This is a genomic window from Pseudomonas sp. GL_117 (genome assembly GCF_057835125.1).
This window is the reverse complement of sequence record NZ_CM174418.1, coordinates 2,715,374-2,730,009: the sequence shown is the minus strand read 5'-3', so window position 1 is coordinate 2,730,009 and position 14,636 is coordinate 2,715,374. Positions and strand designations below refer to the sequence as shown.

Below are 14,636 nucleotides of genomic sequence, written 5' to 3'. Positions count from 1 at the left end.
TTACAAAAAAACCACTTATCTGCCAGGTGGCGTTCGGGCTCCAATCCAGCGACGACGAACTCATTTCCCGGCAATACATCTCCCTACCGCTTCATGTGCGGCATAGCCAAAAACACTTAACGCTTGCAGTAAAATCCGCCTCGGTGCGCCGATAGCGCTAAACACACTGGATACCCGGGGTCAGGGCTCAGGCGCATTACCGTGGACCCAGCAATAGAGGGTGGGTGGCTTCGACGGCACGACGCGGTCAAAGTGTGCGAACCTGGCGCCAGATCGGCCTTGCAGCACGCCACCGCTATAAACCCTGTAGCTCGCCTTCCCACCCGCATGCTCTCGGAGCGGGCGGATCAGACGCTCAACATCCAAAATCCAGAAGGAGTAACCCAAGGCGTCCGCTACCGAGTCCCAAACGTGGCTTTGTGTATCGACGATGTCGGGAAGTGGATCCACATCAGGGGCCTGGCGGTAACCTTGAAAGTGCATGACAACCAACTCTCCATGCTGGATACCCGGGCCTGGTCCTGTATTGGGGTCAATACGAATCTCGACGCCGAACCAGATCCTGGGTGTACAGGCGCACGTCATATATCTGTTCGGATTCGCTATCGGTTCGGAATCAGCCTGCGGAAAGCGCGGCCGCAGGTAGGTCGGAGCGGGCAACCCCACCTGCAGCGCAGCTTGCGCCACCAGGGAAAAATCCGGGTTGAGATTGCCGGCGCGATCACGCAGACGGTAGAAGCAAAAAATAAAATCGGCACCCGGGAAGTTCTGGAAAACCGTATTGGGGACATCCACGAATATTTGCCCGGTAGCACTCACCAGCGGCGCGGATACCACGGTGGGTGCACCGGTCGGCAACGTGTTCATGTCCGAAAAATACATCAGTACTTGATCACCGATCTCACGCCCGAAATACCCTCCAGGGATTTGCATGGGCACCAGTGGCGTGACCCCCAAGTAAGGGTCAGTGATCGGATCAACCGGATATATCGCCGGTGGCAGCGGCCCTGGGCCCCCAGGCGCATCCCGGTCGATTCTGAGCAATGTGGGCTCAGACGTATCGAAATTAGGTGATGTTGGCGAATCGAGATGGACCCGGAAGTAGAGATCGACATTCGCACTGTTCAGCAGGAAAGACTGGGGAATGGCGAATTGAATAGGAAAATCGCCTGGGGTCAACGGGCCATCCAGTGCCAAGGCCGGTAGCACGTCGACGGGTGGGGCGATGTGGTCGTCCCATACGGGTACGACGTATTGAGTCTCGCCAGCTCCGGGCAGAAAGGTCCATGGCATAACGATTTCGCACTCAAGATCGGCGAAATAGTACTGCGCAGGCACTAATCCATCTGACAGCGCATGAACCACCCGGGGCCCATCAAAAGCCAGGACGTCCCCAGAATCAGCAGTAACGTTACCGGTCTTGGTTTTTATGGGCTTTGATTTGACGGGTTTTGGCTTACTCATGGCGCCCTCCTGTGGACCCAACATCCAATACGTTTGATGCGCTAATGCGGTTAACCTGAAGCCGATTGAACACCCGGAACCCATGCTTGGATACTGTCAGAACTCACAGGTGCAATTGCCGTCCGTCGGACTCATCCAGCAGAACACAGTGTGTGTTCTGCGAATTTCCTCTTGACTGCAAGCAATGGCTGGTGTCTTCTGAAACCGGTTTCAGAGCCACTCGAACTCCAAAATAAGAAAGGCGCTACCGTGACTTCATTTTCCGCCGCCCAGCGTAGCCGCGTAACCATGCTTGATGTGGCCGAGCGCGCCGGCGTGTCCAAGGCCAGCGTGTCACGCTTTATCGGCGACGACCGCGCCCTGCTCTCCGATGCCATTGCCCTGCGCATCGAGCAAGCCATCGAGCAACTTGGCTACCGCCCCAATCAAATGGCCCGTGGCCTCAAACGTGGGCGCACACGCCTGATCGGCATGCTCGTCGCCGACATCCGCAACCCCTATTCCATTGCCGTGATGCACGGCGTCGAAACTGCGTGCCGCCAGCACGGCTACAGCCTGGTGGTGTGCAACACCGACCGCGATGACGAGCAAGAGCGCCAACACCTGGCCGCGCTGCGTTCGTACAACATCGAAGGGCTGATCGTGAACACCCTCGGCCATCACCTTGACCAATTGCTGGAACTGCAACGGGAAATGCCCCTGGTGCTGGTGGACCGCAAGGTCGCGCCGTTGCACAGCGACCTGGTCGGGTTGGACAACCCGGCAGCGGTGCGCATCGCCGTTGAGCATCTGGAAAACCAGGGTTATCGCGATGTGTTGCTGGTGAGCGAAGCCACCGATGGCACCAGTTCGCGGTTGGAGCGCCTGGACAGCTTCAAGGCCGAGATTGCCGGCCGCCCGCAGTTGACCGGTGCGGTATTGGAACTGGACGTCGAACTGGAACAGCACCTGCAAAACTTTCTCGCCAAATCCGGCCCCAAGGCGCTGTTCTGTGCCAATGGCGTCGCCGCGCTGGCCTGCACCCGTGCACTCAAGAGCCTGGGCTGCAACCTGTTTGACGACGTTGGCCTGATCGCTCTGGATGACCTGGACTGGTACCCGCTGGTAGGGAATGGCATCACCGCCCTCGCCCAGCCCACCGAAGCCATCGGCGCCAGCGCCTTCGAGTGCCTGCTCAAGCGCCTGCGCGGCGACACCGAGCCCACGCGCACCCTGGATTTCCTGCCCCAACTGATTATCCGAGGCTCAACACAATCCATTGTGGGAGCTGGCTTGCCTGCGATAACGATGCAACAGGCGAAGGTCTAGCAAGCCAGCTCCCACAGGTCTAATTTTCGCTTAAAAATGAAACCGGTTTCAGAGGTAAACAATAATGCACAAATACCCCGTTTCCATCAGCCTTTCCAGCTACGGCGCCGACCTGGTCCGCCAGCAGGGCCAATTGAGTTTCGTCGAGCTGCTCGCCGCCGCCGGTGCCCAGCGCATCGAATGGCGCGAAGAGTTGCTGACCCACGAACACCCCGCCGAACTGGCCCAGGCCGCCGCGCAGCATGACTTGGAAGCGGTGTTCTCTTCGCCTCTGGAACTGTGGGTCGCCGGCCGCGCCCAGCCCAACGCCGAACTCGCCGCCACCCTGGACCGTGCCCAGACGTTTGGCGCGCGTTGGCTGAAGGTCTCGCTCGGCTACTTCACCGACACCAACGACCTGCAAAGCCTGCACGCCCTGCTCAGCCGCCATCCGGTGCAGTTGCTGGTGGAAAACGACCAGACCCTGCACGGCGGGCGCATCGAGCCGATGCAACGTTTCTTCAGCGAAGCCGAACGCCTGGGCCTGCCGGTAAAAATGACCTTCGATATCGGCAACTGGCAGTGGCAGGACCAATCTGCCCTGACTGCCGCGCGCCTGCTCGGGCGACATGTGGATTACCTGCACTGCAAAGCGGTGGCGCGCCGCCCGGACGGCAAACTCGTGGCCCTGCCACCCGGCGCCACCGACCTGCAACTGTGGGAACAACTGCTCAAGCACATGACCCAAGGAATTGCCCGGGCGGTGGAATTCCCGCTGCAAGGCGACGACCTGATCGCGGTCACCGCACACCAGGTCGCCACCCTCGCCCTGCTGGGCCAACCTCGCGTGGAGAACGCCCATGTCTGAGATCGATATTCTGTCGTTTGGCGAAACCATGGCGATGTTTGTCGCCGAGCAGACCGGCGACCTGGCCCAAGTGGCGCAGTTTCATAAACGCATCGCCGGGGCCGACAGCAACGTCGCCATCGGCCTGTCGCGCCTGGGTTTCAAGGTGGCGTGGCTGAGTCGGGTGGGCAACGATTGCCTTGGCCGCTTTGTGGTCGATACGTTGAAACACGAAGGGCTGGATTGCCGGCACGTGGCCGTCGATCCCCTGCATCCGACCGGCTTTCAGTTCAAGTCCCGCGAAGAAGCCGGTGCCGATCCTCAGGTGGAGTACTTCCGCAAGGGTTCGGCCGCCAGTCACCTGTCGGTGGCGGCGATCAGTCCTACATTGCTCAACGCCCGTCACTTGCACGCCACGGGGATTCCGCCGGCGTTGTCCGAGGCCACCCGCGAGTTGTCCGTCGAGTTGATGACACAGATGCGCAAAGCCGGGCGCAGCGTGTCGTTCGACCCCAACCTGCGCCCGTCGCTGTGGCCCAACCAGCAGACGATGATCCGTGAAATCAATGCCCTCGCCGGCCTGGCCGACTGGGTCTTGCCGGGCCTGGGCGAAGGCCGCCTGCTGACCGGTTTCGACGACCCGGCCGACATCGCCGCGTTTTATCTGGACCTGGGCGCCGAGGCCGTGGCGATCAAGCTAGGCCCGGACGGCGCCTATTACCGCACCCAGATGGACCAGGGCTTTGTGGCCGCAGTGCGTGTGGACAAGGTGGTCGACACCGTCGGCGCCGGCGATGGTTTTGCCGTCGGCATGATCAGCGCCCTGCTGGAAAACCTCAGCTTCCCCGAGGCGGTGCAGCGCGGCAACTGGATCGGCAGCCGTGCCGTACAGAGTCGCGGTGACATGGAGGGTTTGCCCACCCGTGAAGAGTTAACCGTCAAATCCGTTGCTTGACCCACAACCTGTTGCCACAACTACAACAAGCTCAGGAGCAACCCCATGGAAACCGTGAAACTCGCCACCCGCCGTTGGTGGTACATCATGCCCATCGTTTTTATCACCTACAGCCTGGCCTACCTGGACCGCGCCAACTACGGCTTCGCCGCTGCCTCCGGGATGGCCGAAGACCTGATGATCACCCCGGGCATGTCCTCGCTGCTGGGTGCATTGTTTTTCCTTGGCTACTTTTTCTTCCAGGTGCCAGGGGCGATCTATGCGCAAAAACGCAGCGTCAAAAAACTGATTTTTGTCAGCCTGATCCTCTGGGGCGGCCTGGCCACCCTGACCGGCGTGGTGTCCAACGCCTACATGCTGATCGTGATCCGCTTCACCCTCGGCGTGGTCGAAGCGGCAGTGATGCCGGCGATGCTGGTGTACCTGTGCCACTGGTTCACCCGTGCCGAACGCTCGCGGGCCAACACCTTCCTGATCCTTGGCAACCCGGTGACCATGCTGTGGATGTCGGTGGTGTCGGGCTACCTGGTGCAGCATTTCAGCTGGCGCTGGATGTTTATCATCGAAGGCCTGCCCGCCGTGTTGTGGGCCTTTATCTGGTGGCGCCTGGCCGATGAGCGACCAAACGATGCGAAATGGCTGAGCGACAGCGAAAAACACAGCCTGCAAAGCGCCCTCGCCGCCGAACAGGTGGGCATCAAGGCGGTGAAGAATTACGCCGAGGCGTTCCGCTCGCCGAAGGTGATCATCCTCGCGCTGCAGTTCTTTTGCTGGAGCATTGGCGTGTACGGTTTTGTGCTGTGGCTACCGTCAATCCTCAAGGCCGGTTTGCAGATGGACATGGTCGAGGCCGGCTGGCTGTCGGCGCTGCCTTATCTGGCAGCGGTGATTGGCATGCTCGTGGTGTCCTGGGGCTCGGACAAGCTGCAAAAACGCAAACGCTTCGTCTGGCCGCCGCTGCTGATCGCGTCCATCGCGTTCTACGCGTCCTACGTGCTCGGCGCCGAACATTTCTGGTGGTCCTACACCTTGCTGGTGATCGCCGGGGCCTGCATGTACGCGCCGTATGGGCCGTTTTTCGCCATCGTTCCGGAGATCCTGCCGGCCAACGTCGCCGGGGGCGCCATGGCGCTGATCAACAGCATGGGCGCCCTCGGCTCGTTCGGCGGTTCGTACCTGGTGGGTTACCTCAATAGCAGCACCGGCTCGCCCGGCGCCTCGTACCTGCTGATGAGCGGTGCGTTGCTGCTGTCGGTGGTGCTGACGATTTTCCTCAAGCCCGGCGCCAGCGATCGCGTGCCGGTGCCAACCCTGGATTTGGAGGTAAAGACCGCATGAAAAAGTCTGTCGTGTTGTACAAGAAACTCTCCGCTGCGCTGATGGCGCGCCTGCATGAACAGGCCGAGGTCACCCTGATCGACGCACTCGACGAACCAGGGCTGGCCAAGCTGCGCGAGGCTTTGCCGACCGCCCACGGTCTGCTCGGTGCCAGCCTGCGCCTGGACGCGCAACTGCTCGACCTCGCGCCGCACCTGGAAGCGGTGGCAAGCGTGTCCGTGGGGGTCGACAACTACGACATCGACTACCTCACCGCACGGGGCATCCTGCTGAGCAACACCCCTGATGTGCTCACCGAAACCACCGCCGACACCGGCTTCGCGCTGATCCTCGCCACCGCCCGGCGCGTGGTCGAACTGGCCGACATGGTGCGCGCCGGCCAATGGCACAAGAACATTGGCCCGGCGCACTTTGGCAGCGACGTGCACGGCAAGACCCTGGGTATCATCGGCATGGGTCGCATCGGCGAAGCCTTGGCCCAGCGCGGGCACTTCGGCTTTGGCATGCCGGTGCTCTATCACAGCCATTCGCCCAAGCCGCTGGTGGAACAGCGCTTTGGTGCGCAATACCGCAGTTTGCAGGACTTGCTGCAACAGGCCGATTTTGTCTGCCTGACGTTGCCGCTGACGGCCGAGACAGAAAAGCTGATCGGCGCCGAAGAGTTCGCGCTGATGGGGCCGGAGACGATCTTCATCAATATCTCGCGGGGCAAGGTGGTCGACGAAGCGGCGCTGGTGGCGGCGTTGCAACAGCGCACCATCCACGCGGCAGGGCTGGACGTGTTCGAGCATGAGCCGCTGAATCACGACTCACCGTTGCTGCGCTTGAACAATGTGGTGGCGACGCCGCATATCGGCTCGGCGACCCATGAGACACGGGAGGCGATGGCCAAGTGTGCGGTGGATAACCTGCTACAAGCGTTGGCGGGGGAACGGCCGAAGAACCTGGTGAACCCCGCAGCCTGGACTCAGTAGCCCTGACACACCGCTGAAAAAACTGTGGGAGCTGGCTTGCCTGCGATCGCGGTGGTTCAGTCAATGACGCATTGACTGACAGGTTGCTATCGCAGGCAAGCCAGCTCCCACAAGGGTTTGCGGTGACTGTTAGATCACGAAGCGCGCCACCATCCCATTCAAATCCACCGCCAGGCGCGACAGCTCATGGCTGGCCGCGCTGGTCTGGTTGGCGCCCGCTGCCGACTGAGTTGCCAGGTCGCGGATGTTCACCAGGTTGCGGTCCACTTCACGGGACACCTGCGCCTGTTCTTCCGAAGCGCTGGCGATCACCAGGTTGCGTTCGTTGATCAGGCTGATGGACTGGGTAATCTGCTCCAGCGCCACACCGGCGGCGCGGGCCATTTCCAGGGTGTTTTGCGTGCGCTGGTTACTTTGCTGCATCGATTGCACCGCTTCACCTGTGCCGTTCTGGATGCCGGCGACCATCTTTTCGATTTCCTGGGTCGACTGCGCAGTGCGATGGGCCAGGGCGCGCACTTCGTCCGCCACTACGGCAAAACCGCGTCCGGCCTCACCGGCACGGGCGGCCTCGATGGCGGCGTTGAGCGCCAGCAGGTTGGTCTGCTCGGCAATGGCGCGGATCACGTCGAGCACTTTGCCGATGTCCCGGCCCTGGGTCGCCAGGCCTTCGATCAATACGGCCGTGTTTTGCACATCGTGGGTCATGGTCTGGATCGCCTCGACGGTTTCCACCACGCGGTCGCGGCCTTCCCGCGCCGCCTGGTTGGACTGGCCGGATGCCTCGGACGTGGACACCGCATTACGCGCCACCTCTTCCACGGCCGCCGTCATCTCGTTGACCGCCGTGGCAGCCTGATCGATTTCGTTGTTTTGTTGTTGCAGGCCTTTGGAGGCTTCTTCGGTGACCGCGCTCAGCTCTTCAGCGGCAGACGCCAACTGCGTGGCCGAACCGGCGATGTGCTGGATGGTCTGGCGCAGGTTGGCCTGCATCGTCGCCAGGGCGCTGAGCAGCCGGGCCGGTTCGTCCTTGCCGTCGTCCTCGATGGTTTTGCTGAGATTGCCGGCGGCGATGGTCTCGGCCACTTCCACAGCCTTGCGCAGCGGCGTGACGATGCTACGGGTCAACAGCCAGGCCAGCAGTACGGTGAGCAGCGCGGCGACGACCGCGACCACAATCACCCCCATGATTGCGCCTTGGTAACTCTGCCCGGCATCCGCGTCGGCTTGCTTGGCATTCGCCGCGTTCATCGCGATGAGCTTGTTCAACTGCTCGCCCATCTGGTCGGTGCCGTCCTTGATCCGCGTGTTGATCAGGGCGCGCATTTCCTCGACCTGGCCCTGTCGCGACAAGGCCAGCATGTCGGCCTGGGCCTTGCTGTAGTTGTCCAGGGTGGTCACAAAGGTCTTGTACAGCGCGGCCTCATCTGGGCTGGCAGGCAGCGCCGCATAACCCGCCTGGGCGGTTTTTACCTTGTCGGCCAGTACCGCCATGCGGGTTTCCGCTTCCTGCAGGCTGGCCGGCTCGCGGTTGACCAATACGCGAAATGACAGAATGCGCAAACGCAACACGTTTTCGGTGATGTTGCCCAGGTACGTCACGCTAGGCAGTTGGTTGGCGCTCATGTCCACCGAGGACTGGCGGATCTGCGTCATGCGGTTGACCGCGAACACCCCCAATAGGATCACTAACAACGCAATAAAGGCGAAACCGAGAAACGCGCGAGGGGCAATGTTCAGTTGGCGAAGTGACATAGAGGATGCTCTCAGATGGAATGTTTGCGCGCGTCCCTGCCGCGAAACGATCCGTCAGCGACAACGCGCTGCTCAGACCTTGGTCACCACTGTTGTAATTGATAGGTGGGCCTATCCACGTTATCGGCAAGCAACCGCGTTTTATGCAGGGTCTTTATAAATATTTTTTTACACTTCTGGCGTTGGGCAGTTTCTGGCATCCTGCGCCTCCATTTTCTGACCCGAGCCATCATTTTGTCTGACGCTCAAGCCCCGCGCCCCCGCTATAAATCCGACCTGATCTACGGCCTCGAAGACCGTCCGCACTTCACAGCCGCGATTTTTGCCGCATTGCAGCACGTGTTGGCGAGTTTTGTCGGGATCATCACGCCCACCCTGATTGTCGGCGGCGTACTGGGCCTGGAAAGCGAAGTGCCCTATCTCGTGAGCATGGCGTTGTTCGTGTCGGGCCTCGGCACCTTTGTGCAGGCGCGCAAGTTCGGCCCCATCGGCTCCGGCTTACTGTGCCTGCAAGGCACCAGTTTCTCGTTTATCAGCGTGATCCTCAGTGCGGGGTTCATGGTCAAGGCCCGGGGCGGCGGCACCGATGAGATTCTGTCGACAATCTTCGGCATCTGCTTTTTTGCGGCGTTTATCGAAGTGGTGCTCAGCCAGTTCATCGGCAAACTGCGCAAATTGATCACCCCGGTGGTCACCGGCACCATCATTACCTTGATGGGGTTGTCGCTGATCAAGGTAGCGGTCACCGACATGGCCGGCGGTTTTGGCGCACAGGACCTGGGCGCCGCCGGCAACATGGGCCTGGCGGCGCTGGTGCTGCTGACCATCGTGGTCCTCAACCGCTTCAGCAATCCGTTCCTGCGCCTGGGTTCCATCGTCATCGGCCTGACCCTGGGCTTCGTGGTGGCCTGGATGATGGGCCGCGTGGACCTGGCGGCGCTGCCCCTGGTGCCGTTGATCAGCGTGCCGGTGCCGTTCAAATACGGCTTCTCGTTCGACTGGGTGGCGTTTATCCCGGTGGCGGTGATCTTCCTGATTTCGCCGTTGGAGGCGGCCGGCGACCTGACGGCCAACTCGATGATTTCCCAACAGCCGGTCAAGGGTCCGCTGTACATCAAGCGCATCAAATCGGGCCTGCTGGCCGACGGTCTCAACTCGGCGATGGCCGCGACCTTCAACAGCCTGCCAATGGTGACCTTTGCCCAGAACAACGGCGTGATCCAGTTGACCGGCGTGGCCAGCCGCTACGTGGCGTACTTTATCGCCGGCCTGCTGGTGCTGTTGGGGCTGTTCCCGATGATCGGCGCGGTGCTGCAACTGATGCCCAAGCCGGTTCTGGGCGGCGCCACCCTGATCATGTTTGGCACTGTGGCCGTGGCCGGCATCAAGATCCTCGCCGAAGCCGGGCTGCACCGCCGCAATGTGCTGATCGTGGCGATCTCCCTCGGCATGGGCCTGGGCGTCGCTGCCGTACCGGAAGTACTGCGCGACCTGCCCAAGGCGCTGCACAACATCTTCGAATCGCCGATTACCGTGGGTGCGTTCTGTGCAATCGTGCTGAACATTTTCCTGCCGGAAGAGTTCATAGAGCTGGAAGAAGATGAATTTGATCCGGAGTCCTCTACCCTCAAGGTGATGCAAGACCCGGACGTCACGAAATAGGAGCACCTTTGTATGCGCAAGCTCATGGTTGTAACGCTAATGCTGCTGACCTTGAGCGCGTGCGCGCTGTTCCCGCACCGTGACCCGGTGACCATCAATGTGGTGGGCATCGAACCGCTGCAAAGCCAGGAGCTGGAAGTGCGGTTCTTGGTGAAGCTGCGGGTGCAGAACCCCAATGAAACGGCGATCGACTACAACGGCGTGGCCCTGGACCTGGAGGTCAATGGCCACCCGTTGGCATCGGGAGTGAGCGATCAGGCCGGAAGCATCCCACGCTTTTCCGAGACGGTGCTGAAGGTGCCGGTGAGTGTTTCGGCGTTCTCGGTGTTGCGCCAGACCCTGGGCCTGAGCCAGACCCAGAGTTTGAACAACCTGCCCTACGTGCTGCGGGGCAAACTGGCGGGCGGGCTGTTTGGCACCATGCGCTTCGTGGACCGTGGCACCCTGGACTTGTAGTGAGCGGGCTTGCCCGCGCTGGGCGGCGAAGCCGCCCCAAATCCAGGCACCTGGGTCTTCCTGACACACCGCGGCGGACCGTTTGGGGCGGCTTCGCCCCCCAGCGCGGGTGCAAGCCCGCTCACTACAGGTTATCAGCGGGTGCATGTCAGTCAGTGATAAAGCGCACCCCCGGCCTGGCCCGTTCATCCACGACCAACTCGAACACGTCCGGGCGGGCATAGTGCCCCACCACGTCGTAGTCATACCGCGCACGCACCAGCTCATCGGTATCGATCTGCGCCGTGAGCAACCCCGCCTCGCCCAGCAATGGCCCTGCCAGCACATCCCCCATCGGCCCGACAATCACGCTGCCACCGGCAATCAACGGCCGCTGCGCCGGCCAGTTGGCGATCTGCACACCTAACGCCTCGGGCGATGCCTGCACCTGACACGCACTGACCACAAAGCAGCGGCCCTCATGGGCGACATGACGCATGCTGACCTGCCACATCTCACGCTCGTCCACCGTCGGTGCGCACCACACCTCCACGCCCTTGGCGTACATCGCCGTGCGCAGCAGCGGCATCATGTTTTCCCAGCACACCGCACCGCCAACACGCCCGACGGCCGTGTCGATCACGGGTAACGTCGAGCCATCGCCCTTGCCCCAGATCAGCCGCTCGGTGCCGGTGGGCATCAGCTTGCGGTGCTTGGCCACCAGGCCGCCTGCCGGTTCGAAGTACAGCACGGTGCAATACAGGGTGTTGCCACTGCGCTCGATCACACCGAGGACCAGGCTGGCGCCGGTACGCGCCGACAAGCCCGCCAGCGCGTCAGTCTCGGCGCCGGGCACGTCGATGGCATTGGCAAAATAGCGCGCAAAGGCCTCGCGCCCCTCCGGCAGGCGGTAGCCCAGTTGCGTGCCGAAGCTTTCGCCCTTGGGATAGCCACCGAGCAACGCCTCGGGCATCACCACCAGTTGCGCGCCACTGCGCTGGATCTCGTCTTCGTAACCGAGGATTTGCGCAAGGGTGTCAGCCTTGCCGCCGGGCAAAGAACCGATTTGCAAAGCAGCTACAGTCGAAACAGGCATCACGATCACTCCGGAAAATGGGGTTGCCCATTCTCCCGCCAGCCTCGATCATGAATAAAGCCCAGTTCACTGCTGAATGATATGAGCCAAATGAATATCGCCAAGGTCGATCTGAACCTACTGAAAACCTTCGAAGCCCTGTACGACGAATCCAGCGCCAGCCGTGCGGCATTGCGCCTGGGCGTCACGCAATCGGCCGTCAGCGCCGGGCTGCGACGCTTGCGTGAGGTGTATGAGGATCAGTTATTCGTGCGCACCGGCCGCGGGTTGGCGCCGACCTTGCGCGCCAATCAACTGAAACCGCTGATCAGCGAGGCCCTGGAACGCTGCCGGCAAAGCCTGGCCATGGTCAACCCGGATAACCAGCAATATCAGGGGCGCTCGGTGGTGCTGGGTTTGTCCGATGACTTCGAAATCGCTTACGGCCGCCGGCTGATACAAGCCATCGCACAACGGGCGCCGAAACTGCGGGTGATTTTCCGTCAGACCCACAGCCAGATCGTCGCCGGCGCCCTGCTCGACCGCAGCCTGGACCTGGCGATCACGGCGGGCGGCTTTGCCCAGGGCAGGCTGAGCCGCCAGGTGTTGGGAGAAGGTGATTACCGCTGCCTGCTGGACTCGGACCAGGCGGGCATCAGCCTGGACGAGTTCGTCAGCCGCGAACATGTGCTGGTGTCATCCGGCGGGTTTATCGGGATTACCGACGAGGGCTTGGCGGCCCAGGGTTTGAGCCGCCAGGTGTGTGCGTCCACCAGCCACTTTGCCGCGCTGCCGTTTCTGCTCAAGGGCAGCCAGGCGGTAGCGACCATTCCGGGGCATGCGGCGCAGGCCATCGCGCAGATGAGCGGCCTGCGTATGCTGCCGTGCCCGCTGGCGTTGCCGCGCTACCCGGTGGAACTGGGCTGGCGCACCCAGGCACAGCTGGATCCGATGTTACTGAAAGTGCGTGAAGCCATCGTGGCGAGCTTTATTTAGCCGCTGCCATCAGCTTGTTGACTTCACTGCGCACCATGTTGGAAAACTCCGGCGGCGACATGCCGTCGAGTTCGGCGCGGACCCACTCGGCCCATTTACCCTTGCGCTTGGCACGCTCGCCGAACAAGCGCGCCGCTTCGCCCTTGGCCTTGCCCAGGTTGGTTTGCCACAGGTCGTAGAGGCGCGACTTTTCATCTTCCAGCTCGGCGCGTTCGGCGAGGGTCTTGTTGGCCAGATTGAAGCTCATGTTGAAATACCTGCTGCACAAATAGGCGACATCTTACACTGTAGGTCCAAATTTCCTGATTCGGATTTTGCCCAAGACCCGGCGGCGGCAAAAAAAACGCAACTTTTGCCGCCGCCCGATACTCCATTGTTCACTGTCACATTCACTCGCAAGGAGTCACACAATGGCCCGCAAAACCGCTGCCCAAGCCGTCGAAGACCAAATCAAGGACCAAGCCTTCAGCGAACTGACCGCGCTGATCGAAGAATCGGACAAACTGCTCAAAAGCAGCGCATCCCTGGTGGGCGAAGAAGGCGAAACCCTGCGCGAGCAGGTTGCCATCAAGCTCAAGCAGGCGCTGGACTCGGTGTCCAGCGTGCGTGAACGCAGCAAGCCGGTGGTCGATGCTACCGAAACCTACATCGGTGGCCACCCTTGGCAGACCGTGGCCATCTCCGCAGGCTTTGGCCTGGTGGTCGGCCTGTTGCTCGGTCGCCGCAACTGAGTACGCCGGGCTGCGCCACTGGCGCAGCCCGCTTTCACGCTTCGGCCAGCGCCTGCAACTCGTGCAATTGCTGCGCCTCGATCTCGATCCCCTGCTCCAGCGACTTCGCCCGCGTGCGATGGCGCCGATCCCCCGGCAACCGCCGCAACCCCGCCGCATGCATCTGCCGCACGAGTTCCTGGCTGCGCTCGGCGAACGCCTGGCCGCTGGTTTTGCTCGGGTCGATCACGATCAACAGTTGGCCGGTCCAGGGCGTACGTGCGCCGGGGTGATCGGACCAATCGAACTCGAAGGAAAAATTGCCGCCGGTCAACGCTGCCGCGAGCAACTCCACCATCATCGACAACGCCGAGCCCTTGTGGCCACCGAACGGCAGCAAGGCGCCGCCTTCAAGAATGGCTCTGGGGTCCTGGGTCGGCTGGCCAAGGCCATCCACGCCCATGCCCGGCGGCAGGCGTTCGCCCTTGCGTGCGGCGATCTGCACGTCGCCATGGGCGATCGCACTGGTGGCCAGGTCGAACACAATCGGCAGACCGTCGGCACGCGGCGCGGCAAAGGCGATGGGGTTGGTGCCGAACAGCGGACGGTCGGCGCCGTGGGGCACCACGCAGGTCATGCTGTTGACCACGCTCAATGCCACCAGGCCTTCTTCGGCGAACGGTTCGACGTCCGGCCACAAGGCCGCAAAGTGATGGGAGTTATGAATCGCCAGCAACGCGATCCCGGCACTGCGGGCCTTCGCCACCAGCAGTGCCCTCGCCGCTTCCAGCGCCGGCTGCGCAAACCCGTTGCCGGCGTCGACCCTGACAAACCCCGAGGCCACATCGGTAACGACGGGCTCGGCCTTGCCGTTCACCCAGCCGCTGGCCAGGGTACTGAGGTAGCCGGGGATACGGAAAATGCCGTGGCTGTGCGCGCCGTCGCGCTCGGCCATCGCGCAGTTGTGCGCCAGCACGGCCGCCACGTGGGGCGAGGTGCCATGGCGTTCGAAAATGCGTTGCAGCAGTGCCACCAGGTCGGTGAAGCGGATACGAGCATGGGAACTGCCAAGTTGCGAGGACTGCGCAGACATCTGTAGCTCCGATTTTATGATTGGAAGGGGCGACAAGACTGGAAA

Annotated in this window: 14 protein-coding genes; 9 read left to right on the top strand and 5 right to left on the bottom strand. The window is 61.9% G+C overall.

What is annotated here, in order from left to right:
• Positions 1–180: 180 nt before the first annotated feature.
• Positions 181–1,464: a hypothetical protein gene (locus AC3ISR_RS12255; protein WP_192299641.1), complete on the bottom strand. Its 1,284-nt coding sequence runs from the start codon at positions 1,462–1,464 to the stop codon at positions 181–183.
• Between the two features lie 249 nt (positions 1,465–1,713).
• Between AC3ISR_RS12255 and AC3ISR_RS12250 the strand changes: the two genes are divergently transcribed.
• The 5 genes from AC3ISR_RS12250 to AC3ISR_RS12230 all read left to right on the top strand — a co-directional run bounded on the left by AC3ISR_RS12250 (position 1,714) and on the right by AC3ISR_RS12230 (position 6,865).
• Positions 1,714–2,772 carry a LacI family DNA-binding transcriptional regulator gene (locus tag AC3ISR_RS12250; protein ID WP_192299642.1) on the top strand — a complete coding sequence of 353 codons (1,059 nt, stop codon included), beginning with the start codon at positions 1,714–1,716 and terminating at the stop codon, positions 2,770–2,772.
• Between the two features lie 64 nt (positions 2,773–2,836).
• Positions 2,837–3,619, top strand: coding sequence for a sugar phosphate isomerase/epimerase family protein (locus tag AC3ISR_RS12245; RefSeq protein ID WP_192299643.1), 783 nt, complete (start codon positions 2,837–2,839; stop codon positions 3,617–3,619).
• Positions 3,612–4,553: a sugar kinase gene (locus AC3ISR_RS12240; protein ID WP_192299644.1), complete on the top strand. Its 942-nt coding sequence runs from the start codon at positions 3,612–3,614 to the stop codon at positions 4,551–4,553. Before AC3ISR_RS12245 ends, AC3ISR_RS12240 begins: the two co-directional genes overlap by 8 nt.
• A gap of 45 nt (positions 4,554–4,598) precedes the next feature.
• Positions 4,599–5,891: an MFS transporter gene (locus tag AC3ISR_RS12235; RefSeq protein WP_192299645.1), complete on the top strand. Its 1,293-nt coding sequence runs from the start codon at positions 4,599–4,601 to the stop codon at positions 5,889–5,891.
• Positions 5,888–6,865, top strand: coding sequence for a 2-hydroxyacid dehydrogenase (locus AC3ISR_RS12230; protein WP_463983948.1), 978 nt, complete (start codon positions 5,888–5,890; stop codon positions 6,863–6,865). Before AC3ISR_RS12235 ends, AC3ISR_RS12230 begins: the two co-directional genes overlap by 4 nt.
• A 129-nt stretch (positions 6,866–6,994) precedes the next feature.
• Here AC3ISR_RS12230 and AC3ISR_RS12225 read toward each other — a convergent pair whose 3' ends face one another.
• Positions 6,995–8,620, bottom strand: a complete 1,626-nt coding sequence (locus tag AC3ISR_RS12225; RefSeq protein WP_192299648.1) for a methyl-accepting chemotaxis protein — start codon at positions 8,618–8,620, stop codon at positions 6,995–6,997.
• Between the two features lie 234 nt (positions 8,621–8,854).
• On the opposite strand from AC3ISR_RS12225, the gene AC3ISR_RS12220 reads away from it, so the two are divergent.
• Positions 8,855–10,282, top strand: a complete 1,428-nt coding sequence (locus tag AC3ISR_RS12220) for a nucleobase:cation symporter-2 family protein (protein ID WP_192299649.1) — start codon at positions 8,855–8,857, stop codon at positions 10,280–10,282.
• Between the two features lie 12 nt (positions 10,283–10,294).
• Positions 10,295–10,738 (top strand): LEA/WHy family protein, encoded by a 444-nt coding sequence (locus tag AC3ISR_RS12215; protein WP_192299650.1) that lies wholly within the window; start codon positions 10,295–10,297, stop codon positions 10,736–10,738.
• A 148-nt stretch (positions 10,739–10,886) separates the two neighbouring features.
• Here AC3ISR_RS12215 and AC3ISR_RS12210 read toward each other — a convergent pair whose 3' ends face one another.
• Positions 10,887–11,813, bottom strand: coding sequence for a carbon-nitrogen hydrolase family protein (locus AC3ISR_RS12210; RefSeq protein WP_192299651.1), 927 nt, complete (start codon positions 11,811–11,813; stop codon positions 10,887–10,889).
• 81 nt (positions 11,814–11,894) lie between these two features.
• Here AC3ISR_RS12210 and AC3ISR_RS12205 point away from each other — a divergent pair, with 81 nt between their 5' ends.
• The gene (locus AC3ISR_RS12205) at positions 11,895–12,788 is read left to right on the top strand and encodes a LysR family transcriptional regulator (RefSeq protein WP_192299652.1); all 894 of its coding nucleotides are present in this window, start codon (positions 11,895–11,897) and stop codon (positions 12,786–12,788) included.
• Here the strand turns inward: AC3ISR_RS12205 and AC3ISR_RS12200 are convergent.
• Positions 12,781–13,035, bottom strand: coding sequence for a hypothetical protein (locus AC3ISR_RS12200; RefSeq protein WP_003190904.1), 255 nt, complete (start codon positions 13,033–13,035; stop codon positions 12,781–12,783). The two genes, AC3ISR_RS12205 and AC3ISR_RS12200, sit on opposite strands and share 8 nt — an antisense overlap.
• 163 nt (positions 13,036–13,198) lie before the next feature.
• On the opposite strand from AC3ISR_RS12200, the gene AC3ISR_RS12195 reads away from it, so the two are divergent.
• The gene (locus AC3ISR_RS12195) at positions 13,199–13,519 is read left to right on the top strand and encodes an ElaB/YgaM/YqjD family protein (RefSeq protein ID WP_095015928.1); all 321 of its coding nucleotides are present in this window, start codon (positions 13,199–13,201) and stop codon (positions 13,517–13,519) included.
• Between the two features lie 34 nt (positions 13,520–13,553).
• On the opposite strand, the gene AC3ISR_RS12190 is transcribed toward AC3ISR_RS12195, so the two are convergent.
• Positions 13,554–14,591, bottom strand: coding sequence for an Ldh family oxidoreductase (locus AC3ISR_RS12190; RefSeq protein WP_192299653.1), 1,038 nt, complete (start codon positions 14,589–14,591; stop codon positions 13,554–13,556).
• Positions 14,592–14,636: the final 45 nt, after the last annotated feature.

What these genes read in the sequence shown, in the direction of transcription:
- AC3ISR_RS12255 (WP_192299641.1), bottom strand. Translation starts at nt 1,464, where the DNA reads ATGAGTAAGCCAAAACCCGTCAAATCAAAGCCCATAAAAACCAAGACC.
- AC3ISR_RS12245 (WP_192299643.1), top strand. Translation starts at nt 2,837, where the DNA reads ATGCACAAATACCCCGTTTCCATCAGCCTTTCCAGCTACGGCGCCGAC.
- AC3ISR_RS12240 (WP_192299644.1), top strand. Translation starts at nt 3,612, where the DNA reads ATGTCTGAGATCGATATTCTGTCGTTTGGCGAAACCATGGCGATGTTT.
- AC3ISR_RS12235 (WP_192299645.1), top strand. Translation starts at nt 4,599, where the DNA reads ATGGAAACCGTGAAACTCGCCACCCGCCGTTGGTGGTACATCATGCCC.
- AC3ISR_RS12230 (WP_463983948.1), top strand. Translation starts at nt 5,888, where the DNA reads ATGAAAAAGTCTGTCGTGTTGTACAAGAAACTCTCCGCTGCGCTGATG.
- AC3ISR_RS12225 (WP_192299648.1), bottom strand. Translation starts at nt 8,620, where the DNA reads ATGTCACTTCGCCAACTGAACATTGCCCCTCGCGCGTTTCTCGGTTTC.
- AC3ISR_RS12215 (WP_192299650.1), top strand. Translation starts at nt 10,295, where the DNA reads ATGCGCAAGCTCATGGTTGTAACGCTAATGCTGCTGACCTTGAGCGCG.
- AC3ISR_RS12210 (WP_192299651.1), bottom strand. Translation starts at nt 11,813, where the DNA reads ATGCCTGTTTCGACTGTAGCTGCTTTGCAAATCGGTTCTTTGCCCGGC.
- AC3ISR_RS12205 (WP_192299652.1), top strand. Translation starts at nt 11,895, where the DNA reads ATGAGCCAAATGAATATCGCCAAGGTCGATCTGAACCTACTGAAAACC.
- AC3ISR_RS12200 (WP_003190904.1), bottom strand. Translation starts at nt 13,035, where the DNA reads ATGAGCTTCAATCTGGCCAACAAGACCCTCGCCGAACGCGCCGAGCTG.
- AC3ISR_RS12195 (WP_095015928.1), top strand. Translation starts at nt 13,199, where the DNA reads ATGGCCCGCAAAACCGCTGCCCAAGCCGTCGAAGACCAAATCAAGGAC.
- AC3ISR_RS12190 (WP_192299653.1), bottom strand. Translation starts at nt 14,591, where the DNA reads ATGTCTGCGCAGTCCTCGCAACTTGGCAGTTCCCATGCTCGTATCCGC.